This window comes from Sphingopyxis sp. NFH-91 (assembly GCF_021401285.1).
In the GTDB taxonomy this organism is placed as follows: Bacteria; Pseudomonadota; Alphaproteobacteria; order Sphingomonadales; family Sphingomonadaceae; genus Sphingopyxis; species Sphingopyxis terrae_A.
Map to the genome: position 1 here is coordinate 1 of NZ_JACBGA010000002.1, position 15,956 is coordinate 15,956.

The 15,956-nt window shown below is 66.6% G+C and carries 19 protein-coding genes; 16 read left to right on the forward strand and 3 right to left on the reverse strand.

Annotated elements, in window-relative coordinates; all coding sequences use genetic code 11:
- Positions 1–364 precede the first annotated feature (364 nt).
- Positions 365–895 (reverse strand): DinB family protein, encoded by a 531-nt coding sequence (locus L0963_RS04910; RefSeq protein WP_186402255.1) that lies wholly within the window; start codon positions 893–895, stop codon positions 365–367.
- A 111-nt stretch (positions 896–1,006) separates the two neighbouring features.
- On the opposite strand from L0963_RS04910, the gene L0963_RS04915 reads away from it, so the two are divergent.
- The 8 genes from L0963_RS04915 to L0963_RS04950 are packed head-to-tail and all read left to right on the forward strand — an operon-like array spanning position 1,007 to position 8,593.
- On the forward strand, positions 1,007–2,209 hold the full coding sequence (locus tag L0963_RS04915; protein ID WP_234178610.1) for a parallel beta-helix domain-containing protein: 1,203 nt from the start codon (positions 1,007–1,009) through the stop codon (positions 2,207–2,209).
- Complete coding sequence (locus L0963_RS04920; RefSeq protein WP_234178612.1) at positions 2,206–3,231, forward strand: SO2930 family diheme c-type cytochrome; 1,026 nt, start codon at positions 2,206–2,208, stop codon at positions 3,229–3,231. The genes L0963_RS04915 and L0963_RS04920 overlap by 4 nt, the downstream gene beginning before the upstream one ends.
- Before the next feature lie 9 nt (positions 3,232–3,240).
- Entirely contained in the window at positions 3,241–3,873 is a 633-nt protein-coding gene (maiA, locus tag L0963_RS04925) for a maleylacetoacetate isomerase (protein WP_062902687.1), read from the forward strand.
- Entirely contained in the window at positions 3,870–5,957 is a 2,088-nt protein-coding gene (locus L0963_RS04930) for a TonB-dependent receptor (protein WP_234178614.1), read from the forward strand. The genes maiA and L0963_RS04930 overlap by 4 nt, the downstream gene beginning before the upstream one ends.
- A gap of 36 nt (positions 5,958–5,993) precedes the next feature.
- Positions 5,994–6,443 (forward strand): MarR family winged helix-turn-helix transcriptional regulator, encoded by a 450-nt coding sequence (locus tag L0963_RS04935; protein WP_062902685.1) that lies wholly within the window; start codon positions 5,994–5,996, stop codon positions 6,441–6,443.
- On the forward strand, positions 6,433–6,720 hold the full coding sequence (locus L0963_RS04940) for an HPr-rel-A system PqqD family peptide chaperone (protein ID WP_234178616.1): 288 nt from the start codon (positions 6,433–6,435) through the stop codon (positions 6,718–6,720). The genes L0963_RS04935 and L0963_RS04940 overlap by 11 nt, the downstream gene beginning before the upstream one ends.
- The gene (locus L0963_RS04945; RefSeq protein WP_234178618.1) at positions 6,717–7,583 is read left to right on the forward strand and encodes an HprK-related kinase A; all 867 of its coding nucleotides are present in this window, start codon (positions 6,717–6,719) and stop codon (positions 7,581–7,583) included. The genes L0963_RS04940 and L0963_RS04945 overlap by 4 nt, the downstream gene beginning before the upstream one ends.
- A complete protein-coding gene (locus L0963_RS04950; RefSeq protein ID WP_234178620.1) occupies positions 7,580–8,593 on the forward strand; it encodes a nucleotidyltransferase domain-containing protein in 1,014 nt (337 codons plus the stop codon). Before L0963_RS04945 ends, L0963_RS04950 begins: the two co-directional genes overlap by 4 nt.
- On the opposite strand, the gene L0963_RS04955 is transcribed toward L0963_RS04950, so the two are convergent.
- On the reverse strand, positions 8,590–9,252 hold the full coding sequence (locus L0963_RS04955; RefSeq protein WP_082820068.1) for an HAD-IA family hydrolase: 663 nt from the start codon (positions 9,250–9,252) through the stop codon (positions 8,590–8,592). The genes L0963_RS04950 and L0963_RS04955 overlap by 4 nt on opposite strands.
- 48 nt (positions 9,253–9,300) lie before the next feature.
- Between L0963_RS04955 and glmU the strand changes: the two genes are divergently transcribed.
- The 6 genes from glmU to L0963_RS04985 are packed head-to-tail and all read left to right on the forward strand — an operon-like array spanning position 9,301 to position 14,018.
- Positions 9,301–10,668: a bifunctional UDP-N-acetylglucosamine diphosphorylase/glucosamine-1-phosphate N-acetyltransferase GlmU gene (glmU, locus tag L0963_RS04960; protein WP_234178622.1), complete on the forward strand. Its 1,368-nt coding sequence runs from the start codon at positions 9,301–9,303 to the stop codon at positions 10,666–10,668.
- Positions 10,665–10,991, forward strand: a complete 327-nt coding sequence (locus tag L0963_RS04965; protein ID WP_234178623.1) for a hypothetical protein — start codon at positions 10,665–10,667, stop codon at positions 10,989–10,991. The genes glmU and L0963_RS04965 overlap by 4 nt, the downstream gene beginning before the upstream one ends.
- A 26-nt stretch (positions 10,992–11,017) precedes the next feature.
- Positions 11,018–11,404, forward strand: a complete 387-nt coding sequence (locus tag L0963_RS04970; protein ID WP_234178624.1) for a CopG family transcriptional regulator — start codon at positions 11,018–11,020, stop codon at positions 11,402–11,404.
- On the forward strand, positions 11,401–11,769 hold the full coding sequence (locus L0963_RS04975; RefSeq protein ID WP_062902678.1) for a type II toxin-antitoxin system VapC family toxin: 369 nt from the start codon (positions 11,401–11,403) through the stop codon (positions 11,767–11,769). Before L0963_RS04970 ends, L0963_RS04975 begins: the two co-directional genes overlap by 4 nt.
- Before the next feature lie 15 nt (positions 11,770–11,784).
- Positions 11,785–13,608 (forward strand): glutamine--fructose-6-phosphate transaminase (isomerizing), encoded by a 1,824-nt coding sequence (gene glmS, locus L0963_RS04980; RefSeq protein ID WP_234178626.1) that lies wholly within the window; start codon positions 11,785–11,787, stop codon positions 13,606–13,608.
- The gene (locus L0963_RS04985) at positions 13,605–14,018 is read left to right on the forward strand and encodes a GFA family protein (protein WP_186402244.1); all 414 of its coding nucleotides are present in this window, start codon (positions 13,605–13,607) and stop codon (positions 14,016–14,018) included. Before glmS ends, L0963_RS04985 begins: the two co-directional genes overlap by 4 nt.
- Before the next feature lie 10 nt (positions 14,019–14,028).
- On the opposite strand, the gene L0963_RS04990 is transcribed toward L0963_RS04985, so the two are convergent.
- Positions 14,029–14,217: a hypothetical protein gene (locus L0963_RS04990; RefSeq protein WP_058811798.1), complete on the reverse strand. Its 189-nt coding sequence runs from the start codon at positions 14,215–14,217 to the stop codon at positions 14,029–14,031.
- Positions 14,218–14,279: 62 nt separating this feature from the next.
- Between L0963_RS04990 and L0963_RS04995 the strand changes: the two genes are divergently transcribed.
- Together L0963_RS04995 and L0963_RS05000 are read left to right on the forward strand one after the other, a co-directional pair.
- On the forward strand, positions 14,280–14,951 hold the full coding sequence (locus L0963_RS04995; protein ID WP_234178627.1) for an HAD family hydrolase: 672 nt from the start codon (positions 14,280–14,282) through the stop codon (positions 14,949–14,951).
- Between the two features lie 135 nt (positions 14,952–15,086).
- On the forward strand, positions 15,087–15,956 hold the full coding sequence (locus tag L0963_RS05000; protein WP_234178628.1) for a dienelactone hydrolase family protein: 870 nt from the start codon (positions 15,087–15,089) through the stop codon (positions 15,954–15,956).

The window sequence follows — 15,956 nt, forward strand, 5'->3', positions numbered from 1 at the left end:
CTGGAAACAATCGGCTCGGTGACCCATAATCCCATAGTCAGCCTGCCAGCACTGGCTGCCTGACCCGAACCCGATCCTGCCGCGGATCGACGGTTCCTACACCACCCCCTGGGACACGACCATTGTTTTCGAGGTGCTTTGGCCGGGACGGATGCTGGCGATAGCAACCTATTCTGGAATGATATGGCTTTTCTGGCTCGCTCGAATGAAGCTTTTTCAAAGCGGGGTCACAAAATAGCAGTCAGTTGAGCGGCCGGACGTCTACAATCGGTCGTGTCCGGAAAAGCAGCTTTCGGAACGAAATGGAGGTTAGCTGCCGTCCTCGCAGCATTGGAATTTGTCTACGCGGCCCAGTCTCCGGCGCCTAGCTTCTGTGATCGAAGCCCAGCCAGTCGGCCGTCGGCATCAGGAAGAGGTCGGTGTCTTCGGTCCGGCACCCGGCGGCGGTCAGCATCGCGTGCACCTGACCGCGGTGGTGCGTCTGATGGTTGAAGATATGCGGCAGCACGATGCCGAGCGGGGCGGAGACGTTCCGGCCCGCGGCGCCGCTGTACCAGTCGAGATTGCCGGCAACGGCGCCCGGCGCCATCGCGTCGGCCCAGGTCACGATGAGCGTGTCCATCGCGGTGCGCTGCGCCTTCAGATCGTCCCAGTCGGCGACGAAGCCGCCGCTTTCATTGCCCGGACAATCGGGCGGCGGGCAGCGGTCGAAGCGCGACAGCCAGATGCGGTCGGCCCACAGAAGGTGCGAGAGTGTCGCGTGGATCGACCCGAAAAAGGCGCCGCGATCCAGCCGTCGCTCGGCATCGGTCAGCGTGTCGGCGGCGGCATAGGCGGCGCGGTTTTGCCACCCGTTGTAGCGCGCCATCATCTGCACAAAGCGATTGTCGATCATCGGCCTGTCTCCCGCGCGCGTGCCGCCACGCCAATGACATGCTTGTCAGCAAGCCGCTTGGCATCCGTCAAGTCTTGCCGCATGCTCGGGCAAAACAAGGGAGAGTGTGCAATGCGATTCCATGTCCTGTCGCTGGCCGCCGCGATGGTCGCGGTCGCCGCCAGTCCGGCCGCGGCCAAGACGATCAATGTCTCGGCCGAGGGCGCCGACGCCAACGAGAAACTGCAGGAAGCGCTGATCCTCGCCGAGCCCGGCGATGTCGTGCAACTGGGTGCGGGCACCTGGAAGCTGACCGACGGGCTGTCGCTTGATGTCGATAACGTCACGGTGCGCGGCGCGGGGACCGGCGAGGGCGGATCGATCCTGGACTTTTCAGGGCAGCAGGGAGCGGGCGAGGGGCTGCTCGTCACCTCCGACGATGTGCTGCTGACCAATTTCGCGGTGCTCAACACGCGCGGCGACGGCATCAAGTCGAAAGGTGCCGACCGCATCGTCTACAACGAACTGCGCGTCGAATGGACCGCGGGCCCTAAGGAAACCAACGGCGCCTATGGCATCTATCCGGTCGAAAGCCAGGATGTGCTGATCGACAGCGTCTATGTGCGCGGCGCGTCGGACGCCGGCATTTATGTGGGCCAGTCGCGCAACATCGTCGTGCGCGATTCGATCGCGACCGAAAATGTCGCCGGGATCGAGATCGAAAACTGTTTCGACGCCGACGTGCACGACAATATCGCGAACAAGAATACCGGCGGGATCCTGGTGTTCGACCTGCCCAATCTGCCGCAGCAAGGCGGGCATAATGTCCGCGTCTTCGACAATGTCGTCAGCGACAACAGCACGCCCAATTTCGCGCCGAAGGGCAATATCGTCGCCAGCGTGCCGACGGGGACCGGGGTTCTGGTGATGGCGAACCGCAATGTCGAGGTTTTCGACAATGTGTTCGAGGACAATGGCACCGCCAATGTGATGATCGTCGGCTATCGCTACGACCAGAAAGACCCCAAATATCAGCCGCTGCCGCGGCAGATCGTGGTGAGCGACAATGCGCATGGCAAGGCGGGCTTCGCGCCGGCCTTTCCGGGCGGAGCCGAGATCGCGGCGGCAATGGGCGGAGCGATTCCGCCGGTGCTGTGGGACGGCGCGGGCGACGCGATCGTCCTCGACGATGTCGGCGTGCTGTCGCTCGGCCTGCCCGACGTGACGACGCCGCAGAGCGAAGCGAAGCCGGTGCCGGTCAAGCTGGGCGGCACGCCGCCGCCCGCGCTGTCCGCCATCGTGCTGCCGGAGGGCATGGAGGCCAAGGTCCAGTGAAGCGTATCGCCGCCGCGCTGATCGCGGCGCTGCTCTGCGCCAGCGCGGGCGGCGGGGCGGCGCCGGCCGCGGTCGATCAGGCCTTGATCGAGGGCAGCGCGATGCCCGCAAAGCTCTCCGCCTTTGGGCTGTTCGCGGGGAATGATCCGGCGCGGCCGATCGCGAGCTTTGCCTACACGCTGCGCACGCCCTTGTTCAGCGACTATGCCGAAAAGCATCGGTTCGTGTCGATCCCGGCGGGCAAGCGGGCGACGGTGCTGGCGGACGGCACGGTCGATTTTCCGGTCGGCACTGTGATCGTCAAAAGCTTCGGCTGGCCCGACTTCAACGATGGCCGTCCGGTCGAGACGCGGCTGCTGATCCACCGCGCGAGCGGCTGGGTGGCGCTGCCCTATATCTGGGACGCCGACGGCCGGGACGCCTCGCTCGCCATCGCGGGGCGGCGCGTGCCGGTGGCGTTCAAAAGCCCCGACGGGACGGCGCATGCGATCCAATATGGCGTGCCCAACCGCAACCAGTGCAAGGAATGCCACAGCCGCGCGGGTGCGATCGTCCCGATCGGCCCCAAGGCCCGCAACATGGTGCTGGCGGATACGGTCGGCGCCGATACGCGCGCGCTCTATTTCACCAACCCTGCGGCGCTGAAGCCGGCGATGCCGCGCTGGGACGATCCGGCGAGCGGCACGCTGCAGGACCGCGCGCGCGCCTATCTCGAGGCCAATTGCGCACATTGCCACAATCCCGAGGGCAGCGCGTCGAACAGCGGGCTGTTCCTGCGCTGGACCGACCCGGTCGGGGTCAACTACGGCATCGGCAAGCGTCCGACTGCGGCCGGGCGCGGAAGCGGCGGCATGGATTTCGCGATCCAGCCGGGCGATCCCGACCACAGTTTCCTGATCTACCGCCTCGAAAGTCTCGACCCCGGCATTGCGATGCCCGAACTTGGCCGCTCGACGGTTCACAAGGAAGGCGCGGCGCTGTTGCGGGAATGGATTGCGGCGATGCCCAAAGACGCGCATTAGGCTGGCCCGATGACCGCTCTCATCCTCCATGATTATTTCCGCTCGTCGGCCAGCTTTCGCGTTCGCATCGCGCTGAACCTCAAAGGTCTCGATTACGAGCGCGTCGAGGTCAGCTTGATCGCCGGCGAACAGAAGAGCGACGCCTATCTTGCGCAAAATGCCCAGGGCTTCGTGCCGATGCTCGTCGCCGACGGCGAGCCGATCATCCAGAGCCTTGCAATCATCGACTGGCTCGACCGCGCGCACCCCGAACCGCGGCTGATCCCCGACGATCCGATGGCGCGCGCGGTAGCGCTCGCGCAGGCCTATGTCGTCGCGTGCGATATCCACCCGCTCAACAATCTGCGCGTGCTCAAATATCTGACCCGCGACCTGGGGCTCAACGAACAGACCAAGGATCGCTGGATCGCCGAATGGATATTGCAAGGCTTCGATGCGCTGGAGGCAATGGCCGGCGAAGGCCCATATCTTGGCGGCGACGAACCGGGGATCGCCGACTGCTGTCTGGTGCCGCAGATGTACAATGCACGCCGGTTCGAGGTGCCGCTAGATCATTATCCGCGCCTCATGGAAATCGACGCTGCGTGCATGGAGCATGAGGCGTTCCGGCGCGCGCATCCCGATGCGGTGAAGCCCGCGTGATCCGGCTGGTGTTGGGGGTGGCCGCGCTGGCGATGCCGGCGGCGGCGCTGGCGCAGGAGGCGGCGTTCGATAGCGACATTGTGATCGCCGACTATCGTCGCCCGCAGCCGCAGGACATCATCGTGACCGGTGGCGGCCTGCTCAGCGGGAGCGGCGACGCGGGGCAGGCGGTGGTCGTGCTGACCGACCTTGATCCCGGCCTTGGCGCGCGCGTCGAGAACCGGCTGCGCGACGAGGCGGGGCTGGTCCAGTTTCGCCGCAGCGACAGCCGATCGGCGCATCCGACGAGCCAAGGCGTCACGCTGCGCGGGCTGGGCGGCAATGCGTCGAGCCGCGCGCTGGTGACGCTCGATGGGGTGCCGCAGGCCGACCCGTTCGGCGGCTGGGTGGCGTGGAGCGCCTATGATGCGATCAGGCTGGGCGGCGTCGCGATTACCCGTGGCGGCGGCAGCGGCGCCGACGGACCGGGCGCGCTGGCGGGCACCGTTGCGCTCTATTCGCAGATGACCGACGGCGGCGAGGCGAGCCTTGCCTATGGCAGCCGTGACGGCTGGGATGCGGCGTTCAGCGTCGGCACGCGGCTTGGCGACGGACAGGTCGCGGTCGACGGCCGCTACAGCCGCGGCGATGGCTTTGTGCCCGTCGTCGAAAGACAGCGGGGCAGCGCCGATCGCGCCGCGCCCTATCGGCAAGGCGGGCTGGGCGTACGCCTGCGCTTCGATACTGGCCCCGACAGCCGGATCGAGGCGAGCGTGCGCGGCTTTTCGGACCGGCGCGACCGCGGCACTGATTTCACGACCAGCACGGTCGACGGGATCGATGCCAGCTTGCGGTACCTGCACGAACCCGCGGACGGGCTGCAATGGCTCGCGCTCGGCTATGTCCAGGTCCGCGACTTCGACACAGGTTTTGCCAGCGTCGCGGCGAACCGCAACAGCGTGGCGCCGGCGCTCTTTCAGCAGGTGCCGGCGACCGGGCTCGGCGCGCGCGTCGAATTGCGGCCTGCGTTCGGCGCGGCCAACCCGCTGCGTATCGGCGCCGACTGGCGCCGCACCGTCGGGCGGACCGAGGAGGATTATTTCTTCACTGGCCTCAATCCCGGCCGTCACCGCAGCGCGGGGGGCAGCAGCGACACCGTCGGCGCCTTCGCCGAATGGACGTCGGGTAGCGAAGATGACGGCTTGCTGTGGACGCTCAGCGGCCGGGTCGATCATTGGTGGATCGGCACCGGATACCGGCACGAATATAATTTCGGTGGATCGACGATCACCGACGCCCGCTTTGCGGCGCGGCAGGGCTGGGAAGGCAGTGGGCGTGCGGGTGTCCGCTGGTCGGCGGGCGATGTGGCGCTGCGCGCCGCCGCCTATCGCGGCTGGCGCCTGCCGACGCTCAACGAACTCTACCGGCCCTTCCGCGTCGGCGCCGATGCGACGGCCGCGAACGAGGCGCTGGCTCCTGAACGATTGTGGGGCGGCGAGATCGGCGCCGACTGGAGGCGCGGCGGTACGAAGCTGAGCGTCACGCTGTTCGCGAACCGGCTCGACAATGCGATCGCCAATGTCACGCTGGGCACCGGTCCGGGCAATTTCCCCGGCGTCGGCTTCGTCGCGGCGGGGGCGAGCTATAGCCAGCGCCAGAATCTCGATGCGATCGACAGCAAGGGCGCCGAAGTCAGCGCCGAACAGCGCGCCGGCCCGCTGACGCTGCGCGCCACCTATGCCTTCACCGATGCGCGCGTCGCGGCGTCGGGCGCCGCGGCTGCGCTCGACGGCAAGCGGCCGGCGCAGATCGCGAAACATGGCGCCAGCCTGTCGCTGCGCGCAGGCGATGCGGGACCGTTCGGCGGCTTCGCGACCCTGCGCTATATCGGCAGGCAGAATGAGGATGATCTGGGGCTGCAACCGCTCGGCGATGCGCTGACCGTCGACGCCGGGATGTCGTTGCGGTTGACGCAGGGCTTGCGGATCGAAGCGCGCGGCGAGAATATCTTCGACGCGCTCGTTCCGGCGGCGCTGTCGTCGGCGGGCATATTGGAACGCGCGACGCCGCGGACCTTGTGGGTAGGTATACGCGCCGCTTATTGATTTCGCAGGCGGCGCAGAGGCGATAAGGATAGGGGCATGGCGGCGAAGACACTCAATCTCGGGGAATTTCTGCCCTATCGGCTGTCGATTGCGTCGAACGCGGTATCGAGCCGGATTGCCGCCGAATATCAGAGCCGCTTCGGCCTGAAGATCCCCGAATGGCGGCTGATGGCGGTGCTCGGCGAAGGGCGACCGCTGACCCAGCGCGAACTGGTCGCCGCGACGCGGATGGACAAGGTGACGGTCAATCGCGCCGCCAAGGCGCTGGCCGACCGCCAGCTTATCGCGCGCCAGGCGCACGAGGCCGACGGACGCTCGCACCATCTGGAACTGACCGCGGAGGGCCGCTCGCTCTATGACGCGATCGTGCCCGCTGCGCTCGCCAGCGAGGCGAAGCTGGAGGCGGCGCTGGACGCGGGCGAGCGCGCCGCGCTGATGGCGATCCTCGCCAAGCTGACGAGCGCCGCGGAAGATTATGGCGGATAGGCTTTGTCGTGCCCCCGAGGCCGGCGCGCTGCGTATCGAGCCGCTTGGCGACCTGACCGCGATCTTCGACCGGCGATCGATGCAGACGCACCTTGTCGTCGCGCCCATGCCCGAAATAATTGCCGCAATGGGCGATACGCCCTGCGATGCGGGCGCGCTGGCGGAGCGGCTTGCCGCCATGTTCGACCTGGGGGGCGCGGGCGGCGACGATGTCGCGGCGGTCTTGCGCGAGCGGCTCGCCGAGCTTGCGGCGCTGGGGCTGGTGGCGCCGGCGTGAGGCACAGCACGCGCATCGCGGTAGGGCCGGTCCAGTTTCGCATCGGCAGCGACTGGCGCGCGCCGATCGAGGCGCTCGACCGCCTTTATGCGGGCTATCCCGAGGACATGGCGCGCCCCGCCGATGCGACGGTGCGGCTGTTCGCCGCGCGCCCGTGGCGCCGCTGGCTGCGCCCCTCGGTGCATATCGGCGGCGATTTTATCGTTCCTGACGCTCTTCCGCTGCCGCTGTCGATGGGCTTGCTGGCCGCCGAAATGGGGATGAATTTGCAGGTCGCGCTCGGCTGGCGGCGGCACATGTTGCTCCACGCGAGCGCAGTGGCGCGCGGCGGGCGCGCGGTGATCCTGTCGGGCGAATCGGGGTCGGGGAAATCGACGCTCGCGGCGCTGCTCGGCGAGGGCGCGTGGCGGCTGATGGGCGACGAATTCACGCTGATCGAACCCGCAAGCGGCGATGCGCTGGGCTTTCCGCGCGCCATAAGCCTGAAGAATGCGGCGATCGCCGAAATGGCGGTGCGCGTCGACCCCGCACGGCTCGGCCCGCTGCTTGCCGGAACGCCCAAGGGCAATATCCGCCATCTGATACCGCGCGCCGATGCGATCGCCGCGATGCACGAACCGGCCCGGCCCGCGCTGATCCTGTTTCCGCGCTTCGGCGGCACGGCGGCGATCGAGCCGATGGCGCCGGGCGAGGTGTTCGTCCGCCTGACCGAAGCATCGACGAACTATGTCGCGCTCGGCGAGGCGGGCTTTGCCGCACTGGCGCGGCTGGTCCGCGAGGCCCCCGCTTTCGGCATCAGCTATCCCGACAGCGCGGCCGGCATGGCGCTGGTCGAGCAATTATGGACGGAGGCAGCGCGATGAGCGCGGTGCGTACGCTGATCGATCTGCTCGCGGGGCGGCGCGATGCGGACGGCCTAGCGCCGCGCGACTGGAACGGAGTGATCGGCGCCGCGCGCGCCGAGGCGCTGCTCGCGACGCTCGCCCACCGGCTTGCGGATGCGGCGCTGCCGCCGCCCGTCGCGGCGCTGCTTGCCGACCAGCGCGCCGCCGCCGCGGTCGCGCGGGCGCAGGCGCTGTGGGAGGCCGAGATGACGCGCCGCGCGCTCGCGCCCGAAGGGATCGCGTTCGTGCTGCTGAAGGGCACCGCTTATGCGGCGGCGGGCCTGTCTTGCGCCGAGGGGCGCCAGATCGGCGACCTCGACATTTTGGTCGGCTGGCACGACATCGGCCGCGCCGAAAACGAGTTGATCGAGGCGGGCTGGGAATGGGTGAAGCCCGATCCCTATGACGACGCCTATTACCGCGAGCATATGCACGAGTTGCCGCCCTTGATCCACTCGGGCCGAGACCGGGTGATCGACGTCCACCACACGATATTGCCGCGCACGCACCGGGTGACGCCCGATGCGCTGGCGATGATCGGCGATGCAGTCTTGGTCGATGGCGGTTTTGCCGTGCTGTGTCCGAGCGACATGGCGTGCCACTGCGCCGCGCATCTGCTCGCCGACGGCGACTTGCAGGGCGGCCTGCGCAATCTGTGGGATTTCCATTGCCTGACGCGCGACTTCGCGGCCGCCGATGCGGATTTCTGGGCTAAGCTCGAAGCGCGCGCCGCGCTTCATGGACTGCGCGCGCCGGTGCAGCGCGCCGCCCGGCTGGCGCGCGATCTTTACGGTGCGGCGCTGCCGCCCGGCTGGGACCGGCGCGAGCCGGGCGATGGCTGGTTCGTCCGCCGCCTGCTCGCGCGCGACGATTGGGGGCGACCCACGAATTTCGCGTTGCAACAGGCTTTCTACATCCGCTCGCACTGGCTGCGCATGCCGCCGGTGCTGCTGGCGAAGCACCTTTGGACGAAGTGGCGGAAGAGCTAGAGTCCCGCTAGCAGCGGCAGAAGCTCGTCATAATGGCCGATCAGATGGTCGGCGCCCAAGGCTTCGGCGGGGCGATCGAGAAAGCCGAAACGCACCGCGACGCTGGGCACCCCGGCGGCGCGCGCCGCCATGACGTCATAGATTGAATCTCCGACGAAGGCGGTTCGCCCGCCGCCGCTCCGCTCGATCATCGCGATGATGGGGTCGGGCGCGGGCTTGCGGACGCTGAGCGTGTCGCCGCCGACGATCGCAGCCATGCGATCCGCCAGTTCCAGTTCGCCGAGCAGCTTGCGCGCCATATGTTCGGCCTTGTTGGTCGCCACCGCGCAGCGCACCCCGCGCGCCTCGAGCGCGTCGAGCGCCGCGATCAGGCCGGGGTAGGGGCGGCTCTCGATCGCGATATGCGCTTCGTAATAGGCAAGAAGTTCGCCGAGCAAGCGATCGAAATCCTCCGCCGGAACGCCGCCGGTCGCGATCAGCCCCTGTTCGAGCATGTGACGCGCGCCGAGCCCGATCATCGGCCGCACCATTGTTTCGGCAAGCGGCGCGCGGTCTATCCGCGCCAGCGCATGGTTCACCGCGGCGGTCAGGTCGCCCGCGGTGTCGATCAACGTGCCGTCGAGATCGAAGCCGACGATGCGGAAGGGAAAGTCGCTCATGCCGGTCCGCATGGCCGCTCGCTCTGGAAACCGCAATGATTTGCTGGCATGGCACGCGGCATGAGCAATTCCATCGCCGCCGTCATCCTTGCCGCGGGCAAGGGCACCCGCATGAAGTCCGATCTCCACAAGGTGCTGCACCCCATTGCCGGGCGGCCGATGCTGATGCATCTGATGGCCGCGGTCGACGCGCTGGCGCCCGCGAAGAAGGTCGTCGTCGTCGGCGACAAGGCCGACCAGATCGAGGCGGCACTCGCGGGCAGCGCGGCGCTGGCGGTGCAGGAGCCGCAGCTCGGCACGGGGCACGCGGTGCGGCAGGCGCAAGATGCGCTTGCGGGCTTCACCGGCGATGTGTTGATCCTTTATGGCGATGTGCCTTTTGTGCCCAGCGCGACAATGCAGGCAATGGTCGACCGTCTGAACGCTGCCGATGCGCCCGCAGTCGTCGTCCTCGCGTTCGAGCCTGATGATGCGCTGCAATATGGCCGCGTGATCACCGATGGCGATCGCGTCGTGAAAATGGTCGAGCACAAGGACGCGAGCGAGGCCGAACGCGCGGTACGCCTCTGCAATTCGGGACTGATGGCGGCAAAGGCGGCCGATCTATTCGCGCTGCTCGCACGCGTAACCGACGACAACGCGGCGAAGGAATATTATCTCGTCGATATCGTAAATATCGCCAATGCCGACGGTCGGCACTGCGCCGTGGTCAGGACAGACGCTGCCGACGTCGCGGGGATCAACAGCCGCGCCGAACTCGCCGCTGCCGAGGCGCAGTGGCAGGCGTTCAAGCGCGAGGAGGCGATGGCGGGCGGCGCGTCACTGCGTGCGCCCGAAACCGTCTGGTTCAGCTGGGACACCGAAATCGGCCGCGACGTGACGGTCGAGCCCAATATCGTCTTCGGCCCCGGCGTCCGCGTCGCCGACGGCGCGACGATCCGCGCCTTCAGCCATATCGAGGGCGCGAGTATCGGCGCGGGGTGCGAGGTCGGCCCCTATGCCCGGCTGCGCCCCGGCGCGGTGCTGGAAGACAAGGCGAAGGTCGGCAATTTCGTCGAGGTGAAAAAGGCGGTGCTCGGCAGGGGCGCGAAGGCGAACCACCTCAGCTATATCGGCGATGCGACGGTCGGGGCGGGCGCTAACATCGGCGCGGGCACAATCACCTGCAATTATGACGGCTATTTCAAATATCAGACGGTGATCGGCGAACGCGCCTTCATCGGGTCGAACAGCGCGCTGGTCGCGCCGGTGAAGATCGGCGCCGACGCGATCGTCGCGGCGGGCAGCACCGTGACGCGCGACGTGATGGATGGCGAGCTGCGCATTGTCCGCGCCGAACAGTCGGTAAAGCCCGGCTGGGCCGACCGCTTCCACGACGCGATGCGCAAGAAGAAGGCGGCGGAGAAAAAGGCATGAGCGACCGTTACGAAGACAAGCCCTTCCTGCGCTATGTCGACGCCTGGGTGCTCGACGCGATCGGGCATCTCGACGAGCCGACGCGCAGCTATTGTGCGGCGATGGAACCGACGCTGCGCCACAGCCTGGGCCTTGCCGGAAGCTGGCAGGAGATGGTTGCGCAGCAGATGAAATTCGCGCCCGACCTTGCGGCGCAGATCCGCAAGATTTGGGACGACGGCCGCGTCAAATTCGCTGCCGCGCACGGCCGCCCTGCCGATCCGGTGCAATTCGCAATGACCTTCGTCGACCGCAATTTCGGGCGCGCGTGGGGATTGACATGATATCATGATATGATATCAGTATATCAATGACGCGGATACTTGCCGACCTGCCCGATGAGGACATCAAGTGGCTCGACCAGCTTGCGACCGAACAGCGCAAGTCGCGCGCGTCAATTCTCCGCGATGTCGTGGCCACCTATAAGGCGCAATCGCACGATGCCGGTTCGAAGCATTGGCTCGATCAGGCCTTCGGCGCATGGAATGATCGGGATGACATCGGCGACGCCGTTGAATGGCAGCGTCGCGAGCGGGCATCCTGGACTCGTCCGTGGGACGATGATTATGAGGAAGTGAAGGCTGAATTCCCCGATTTGTTCGACGAGGATGATGACCGGGAGCGTCAGCGTTACCTTGAAATGAAGGCGCCCCGAAAGTCGGGCAAGAAACCTTCGCGCAAGCAGAAGAAAAAGTGAGCGGCTACTCATTCGACAGCAACATCCTGATCGATGCGCTGACCGGGGACCGGATTGCGCATGCGGAAATTGCGCGCGTCGACCGTCCCTGGATCAGCCGCATCACATGGATCGAGGTGTTGTCGAAAGAGCCCGGCGGCACGCTCAAGATCATCGAAAATTTTCTGGGCGGCTTTTCGATCGATGAAGTCGATACGCGCATCGCGGCACATGCGGCTGCTTTGCGCAGGGAGCGTCCGCGCCTGAAGCTTGCCGATGCCATGATCCTGGCGTCGGCGCAGGTTAATCATCGCATCCTCGTGACCCGAAATGTCAAGGATTTCCCGGCAAATATGCCGGGTATTCGCGTCCCTCAAATTCGCTAAGCAGAAAGAATCCCCATGTGCGGAATTATCGGAATTATCGGCCAGGCCCAAGTGGCGGATCGCCTCGTCGACGGGCTGAGACGCATGGAATATCGCGGTTATGACTCGGCGGGGGTGTGCACGGTCGAAGATGGCCAGCTGATCCGCCGCCGCGCCGAGGGGAAGCTTAATAATCTCGTCAAGGAACTGGCGGGCCATCCGGCGCCCGGCACCGTCGGGATCGCGCACACGCGCTGGGCGACCCACGGCGCCCCGACGACGAGCAATGCGCACCCGCACGCGACGCAGGAAGTCGCGCTCGTCCACAACGGGATCATCGAGAATTTCAAGTCGCTGCGCGAGGCGCTGCAGGCGCGCGGCCGGGTGTTCGAAAGCGAAACCGACACCGAAGTCGTCGCGCACCTCGTTTCGGAACAGGTCGAGGCGGGCAAGTCGCCGCAGGAGGCGGTGCAGGCGGTGCTGCCGCAGCTTCGCGGCGCCTTCGCGCTCGCGATCGCGTTTCGCCAGCATCCCGACCTGCTGATCGGCGCGCGCCTCGGCTCGCCCCTCGTCGTCGGCTATGGCGAAGGCGAGACCTATCTCGGTTCGGACGCGCTCGCACTCGCGCCGCTCACGCAGAAAATTTCCTATCTCGAAGAGGGCGACTGGGTCGTCATCACGAAGGGCGGCGCGCAGATCCACGACGCCGACAACAATCCGGTGACGCGCGAGATCACGACGTCGGGCGTCACCGCCGCGGCAGTCGAAAAAGGCAATTACCGCCACTTCATGCAGAAGGAGATTTTCGAGCAGCCGACCGTCGTCGCGCAGACGCTCTCCTCCTACATCCGCCCGCTCGAACAGACGGTGGCGCTGCCGCAGATGGATTTCGACCTGTCGGCGATCGACCGCATCACCATCGTCGCGTGCGGTACCAGCTATTATGCCGGCATGGTCGCCAAATATTGGTTCGAGACCTTTGCCCGGGTTCCGGTCGACATCGATGTCGCGAGCGAGTTCCGCTACCGCGATCCGGTGCTGCAACCGGGCGGGCTCGCGCTCTTCATCTCGCAGTCGGGCGAGACCGCCGACACGCTCGCCGCGCTGCGCCACTGCAAGGCCAACGGCCAGACGATCGCGGTGGTCGTCAACGTGCCGACGAGCAGCATGGCGCGCGAAGCCGACCTGCTTCTCCCGACGCACGCCGGGCCGGAAATCGGCGTCGCGTCGACCAAGGCCTTCACTTGTCAGCTCGCGGTGCTCGCGGCGCTCGCCGCGCACCTCGCGCTCAAGAAGGGCAAGCTCAGCGAGGCTGACGAGCGCGAGATCGTAAAGCATCTGATCGAAGCGCCCGCCGCATTGAATGCGGCGCTCGCGCATGACGAGGAAATCGCAGCGATGGCGCATCTGATCGCCCCGGCGCGCGACGTCCTCTATCTGGGGCGCGGCCCCGACTATCCGCTGGCGCTCGAAGGGGCGCTGAAGCTCAAGGAAATCAGCTATATTCACGCCGAAGGCTATGCGTCGGGCGAGATGAAGCACGGACCGATCGCACTGATCGACGAGGCGGTTCCGGTGATCGTCCTCGCGCCCAGCGGGCCGCTCTTCGAAAAGACCGTCAGCAATATGCAGGAAGTGATGGCGCGCGGCGGGAAGGTCGTACTGATTTCGGATGCGGAAGGCCTCGCCGAAGCCGGCGACGGCTGCATGGCGACGATCGAGATGCCCAAGGTCCACCCGCTGATCGCGCCCTTGGTCTATGCGGTGCCGGTACAACTGCTGGCCTATCATGTGGCGGTGGCGAAGGGGACCGACGTCGACCAGCCGCGCAATCTGGCGAAATCGGTGACGGTGGAGTGACCTGGAACACGACCTGCCATTGCGGCGCCGTCTCGGTGCGTCTTGCCAAGGCGCCCGAAGAGGTGGCCGAGTGCAATTGCTCGCTCTGCCTTTCGCACGGCATCCTCTGGGCCTATTATTCGCCGAAGGACGTCGCGATCGGGGGAAAAACGCGGACCTATAATCGCGCCGACCGGGCGAACCCCAATTCGGATCTGCATTTCTGTACGACCTGCGGCTGTTCGACGCATTGGTCGGCGACCGCAGGGTTGATCGAGCGGATGGGCGGCGCGGTCGATCTGATGGGGGTCAACATGCGGCTGTTCGCGCCCGACCGGCTCAGCGGGTTGAAGCTCGTCTATCCCGACGGGCGCGGCTGGTCGGGCGAGGGGGCGTGGGGCTATGCGCGCGAAGCCGCGGTGATGCCCTGAGTCCGGTGGTTCACTCCGCCGCGTTCGCTTGCGCCAGGATCGACGCCGCAATGTCGTCGATCTTGCCGGCGACCAGAAGCGGCGCACCGCCGACCATACCGACCTGCGTCTGGCCATTTTCATAGTCGCGAAGCCAGGCGACATTTTCGGCAACGAGGAGATAGTCGCCGCCGCGCGATTTCAGGGTAATGAATTTCATGACTGTGTCTCCTGACCCCGGCCGCTCTATCGGTGAAGTATGAAGATAATGAGTTTCGCGTAATGCCCACCGCCATCATTTTCGATTTCGACGGCGTCATCGCCGACAGCGAGGTGCGCGCCAACACGACGCTTGCCGAAAGCCTGACCGCGATCGGCCTGCCGACGAGCTATGACGAGTGTCTGCGCGACTATTACGGCCATAATTGGCAGGAGACGCAGCGGCGGATCGAGGTGCGGCTCGGCGGGCCGCTGCCACCTGATTTTCGCGAGCAGCACCGGGCGCGGGCGCGCGAGCGCTTTGCCGAGGGCTTTGCGCCGGTGCCGGGCGCGTCCGAGTTTCTGGCGACGCTGGGCGACCGGCCGCGCGCGATCGCCTCGTCGAGCAGCCCTGCCTATATCGCCATGTCGCTCGACCGCTTCGGGCTTGCGCATCATTTCGGCCGGCACGTCTACAGCGCCGACGGCTGGGATCGCGGCAAGCCGCATCCCGACATCTATCTGGCGGCGGCGAAGGGTATCGGCGCCGCTCCCGCCGCCTGTCTGGCGATCGAGGATTCGCCGACGGGCGCGCAGGCGGCGCTTGCCGCGGGGATGACAGTCGTCGGCTTTTGCGGCGCCGGGCATATCGTCGATCGCGGCGCGCATGGCGCGATGCTGCGCGCCGTTGGCGTCCACCATGTTGCGGAGGACTTCGCCACGCTGCACCGCCTGCCGATTGCAGCCACCGCATAAATTGCTGTCCTGCAAGGGAAAGGCCGGTTAGGCTGTGGGTAACCCGGCGATCCGTCCGCGCGAACCCTGATCGCGCGTGACGAGCGGCGGTTTCCTGCCGTTTCTCACGGCCCACCCCACCCGAGGAGAGATGCGATGTGCGATGAATTTACCGAAGCCGACCTTGACCGTGCCGGTCTGCCCGTGCGGCGCCGCGACTTCGGCGCGCTGATGGGCGTCGGGGCGGTGGCGGCAATGCTGCCCGCAGCGGCCTGTGCGGCTGGGACGATCAAGGGGCGCGACGTCACGATCACGACCGACGACGGCACCGTCGACGCCTATTTCGTCGCGCCCGGCGAGGGCAAGCATCCCGGTGTGCTGATGTGGCCCGACATTCGCGGGCTGCGCCCCGCCTTTCGCCAGATGGCTGACCGGCTTGCCGGGGCGGGCTATTCCGTGCTGTGCGTCAACCCCTTCTATCGCTGGGCGAAGGCGCCGGTGGTCTATGCAGGACATGATTTCGACGATCCCGGCGTGCGCGAGACGCTGTTCGGCTATCTCAAGCAACTGAACCGCGCGCTCGTGCAGACCGACGCCAAGGCGCATCTCGCCTTCCTCGATGCGCAGGCGGACGTCGATACGGCGAAAGGGGTCGGCACCGCGGGCTATTGCATGGGCGGGCCGATGGTCATCTATACCGCGGCGCTGAACCCGGCGCGCGTCAAGGCGGCGGCGAGCTTTCACGGCGCGTCTGTCGCGACCGACAAGCCCGACAGCCCGCATCTGTTGATCCCCGCGAGCGACGCCGGGTATCTCTTTGCGATCGCCGATAATGACGATGCGAAGGACCCTGAAGAAAAGACCCGGCTGAACGCGGTCCTATTGCCGCGCAAGCAGTGGCACGAGGTCGAGGTCTATAAGGGCGCGATGCACGGCTGGTGCCCGCCCGACGGCCGGGCCTATGACGAGGCGGCAGCCGAAAAGGCGTGGGGGCGGATGCTCGAGCTGTTCAAGGCGGCGCTCTGA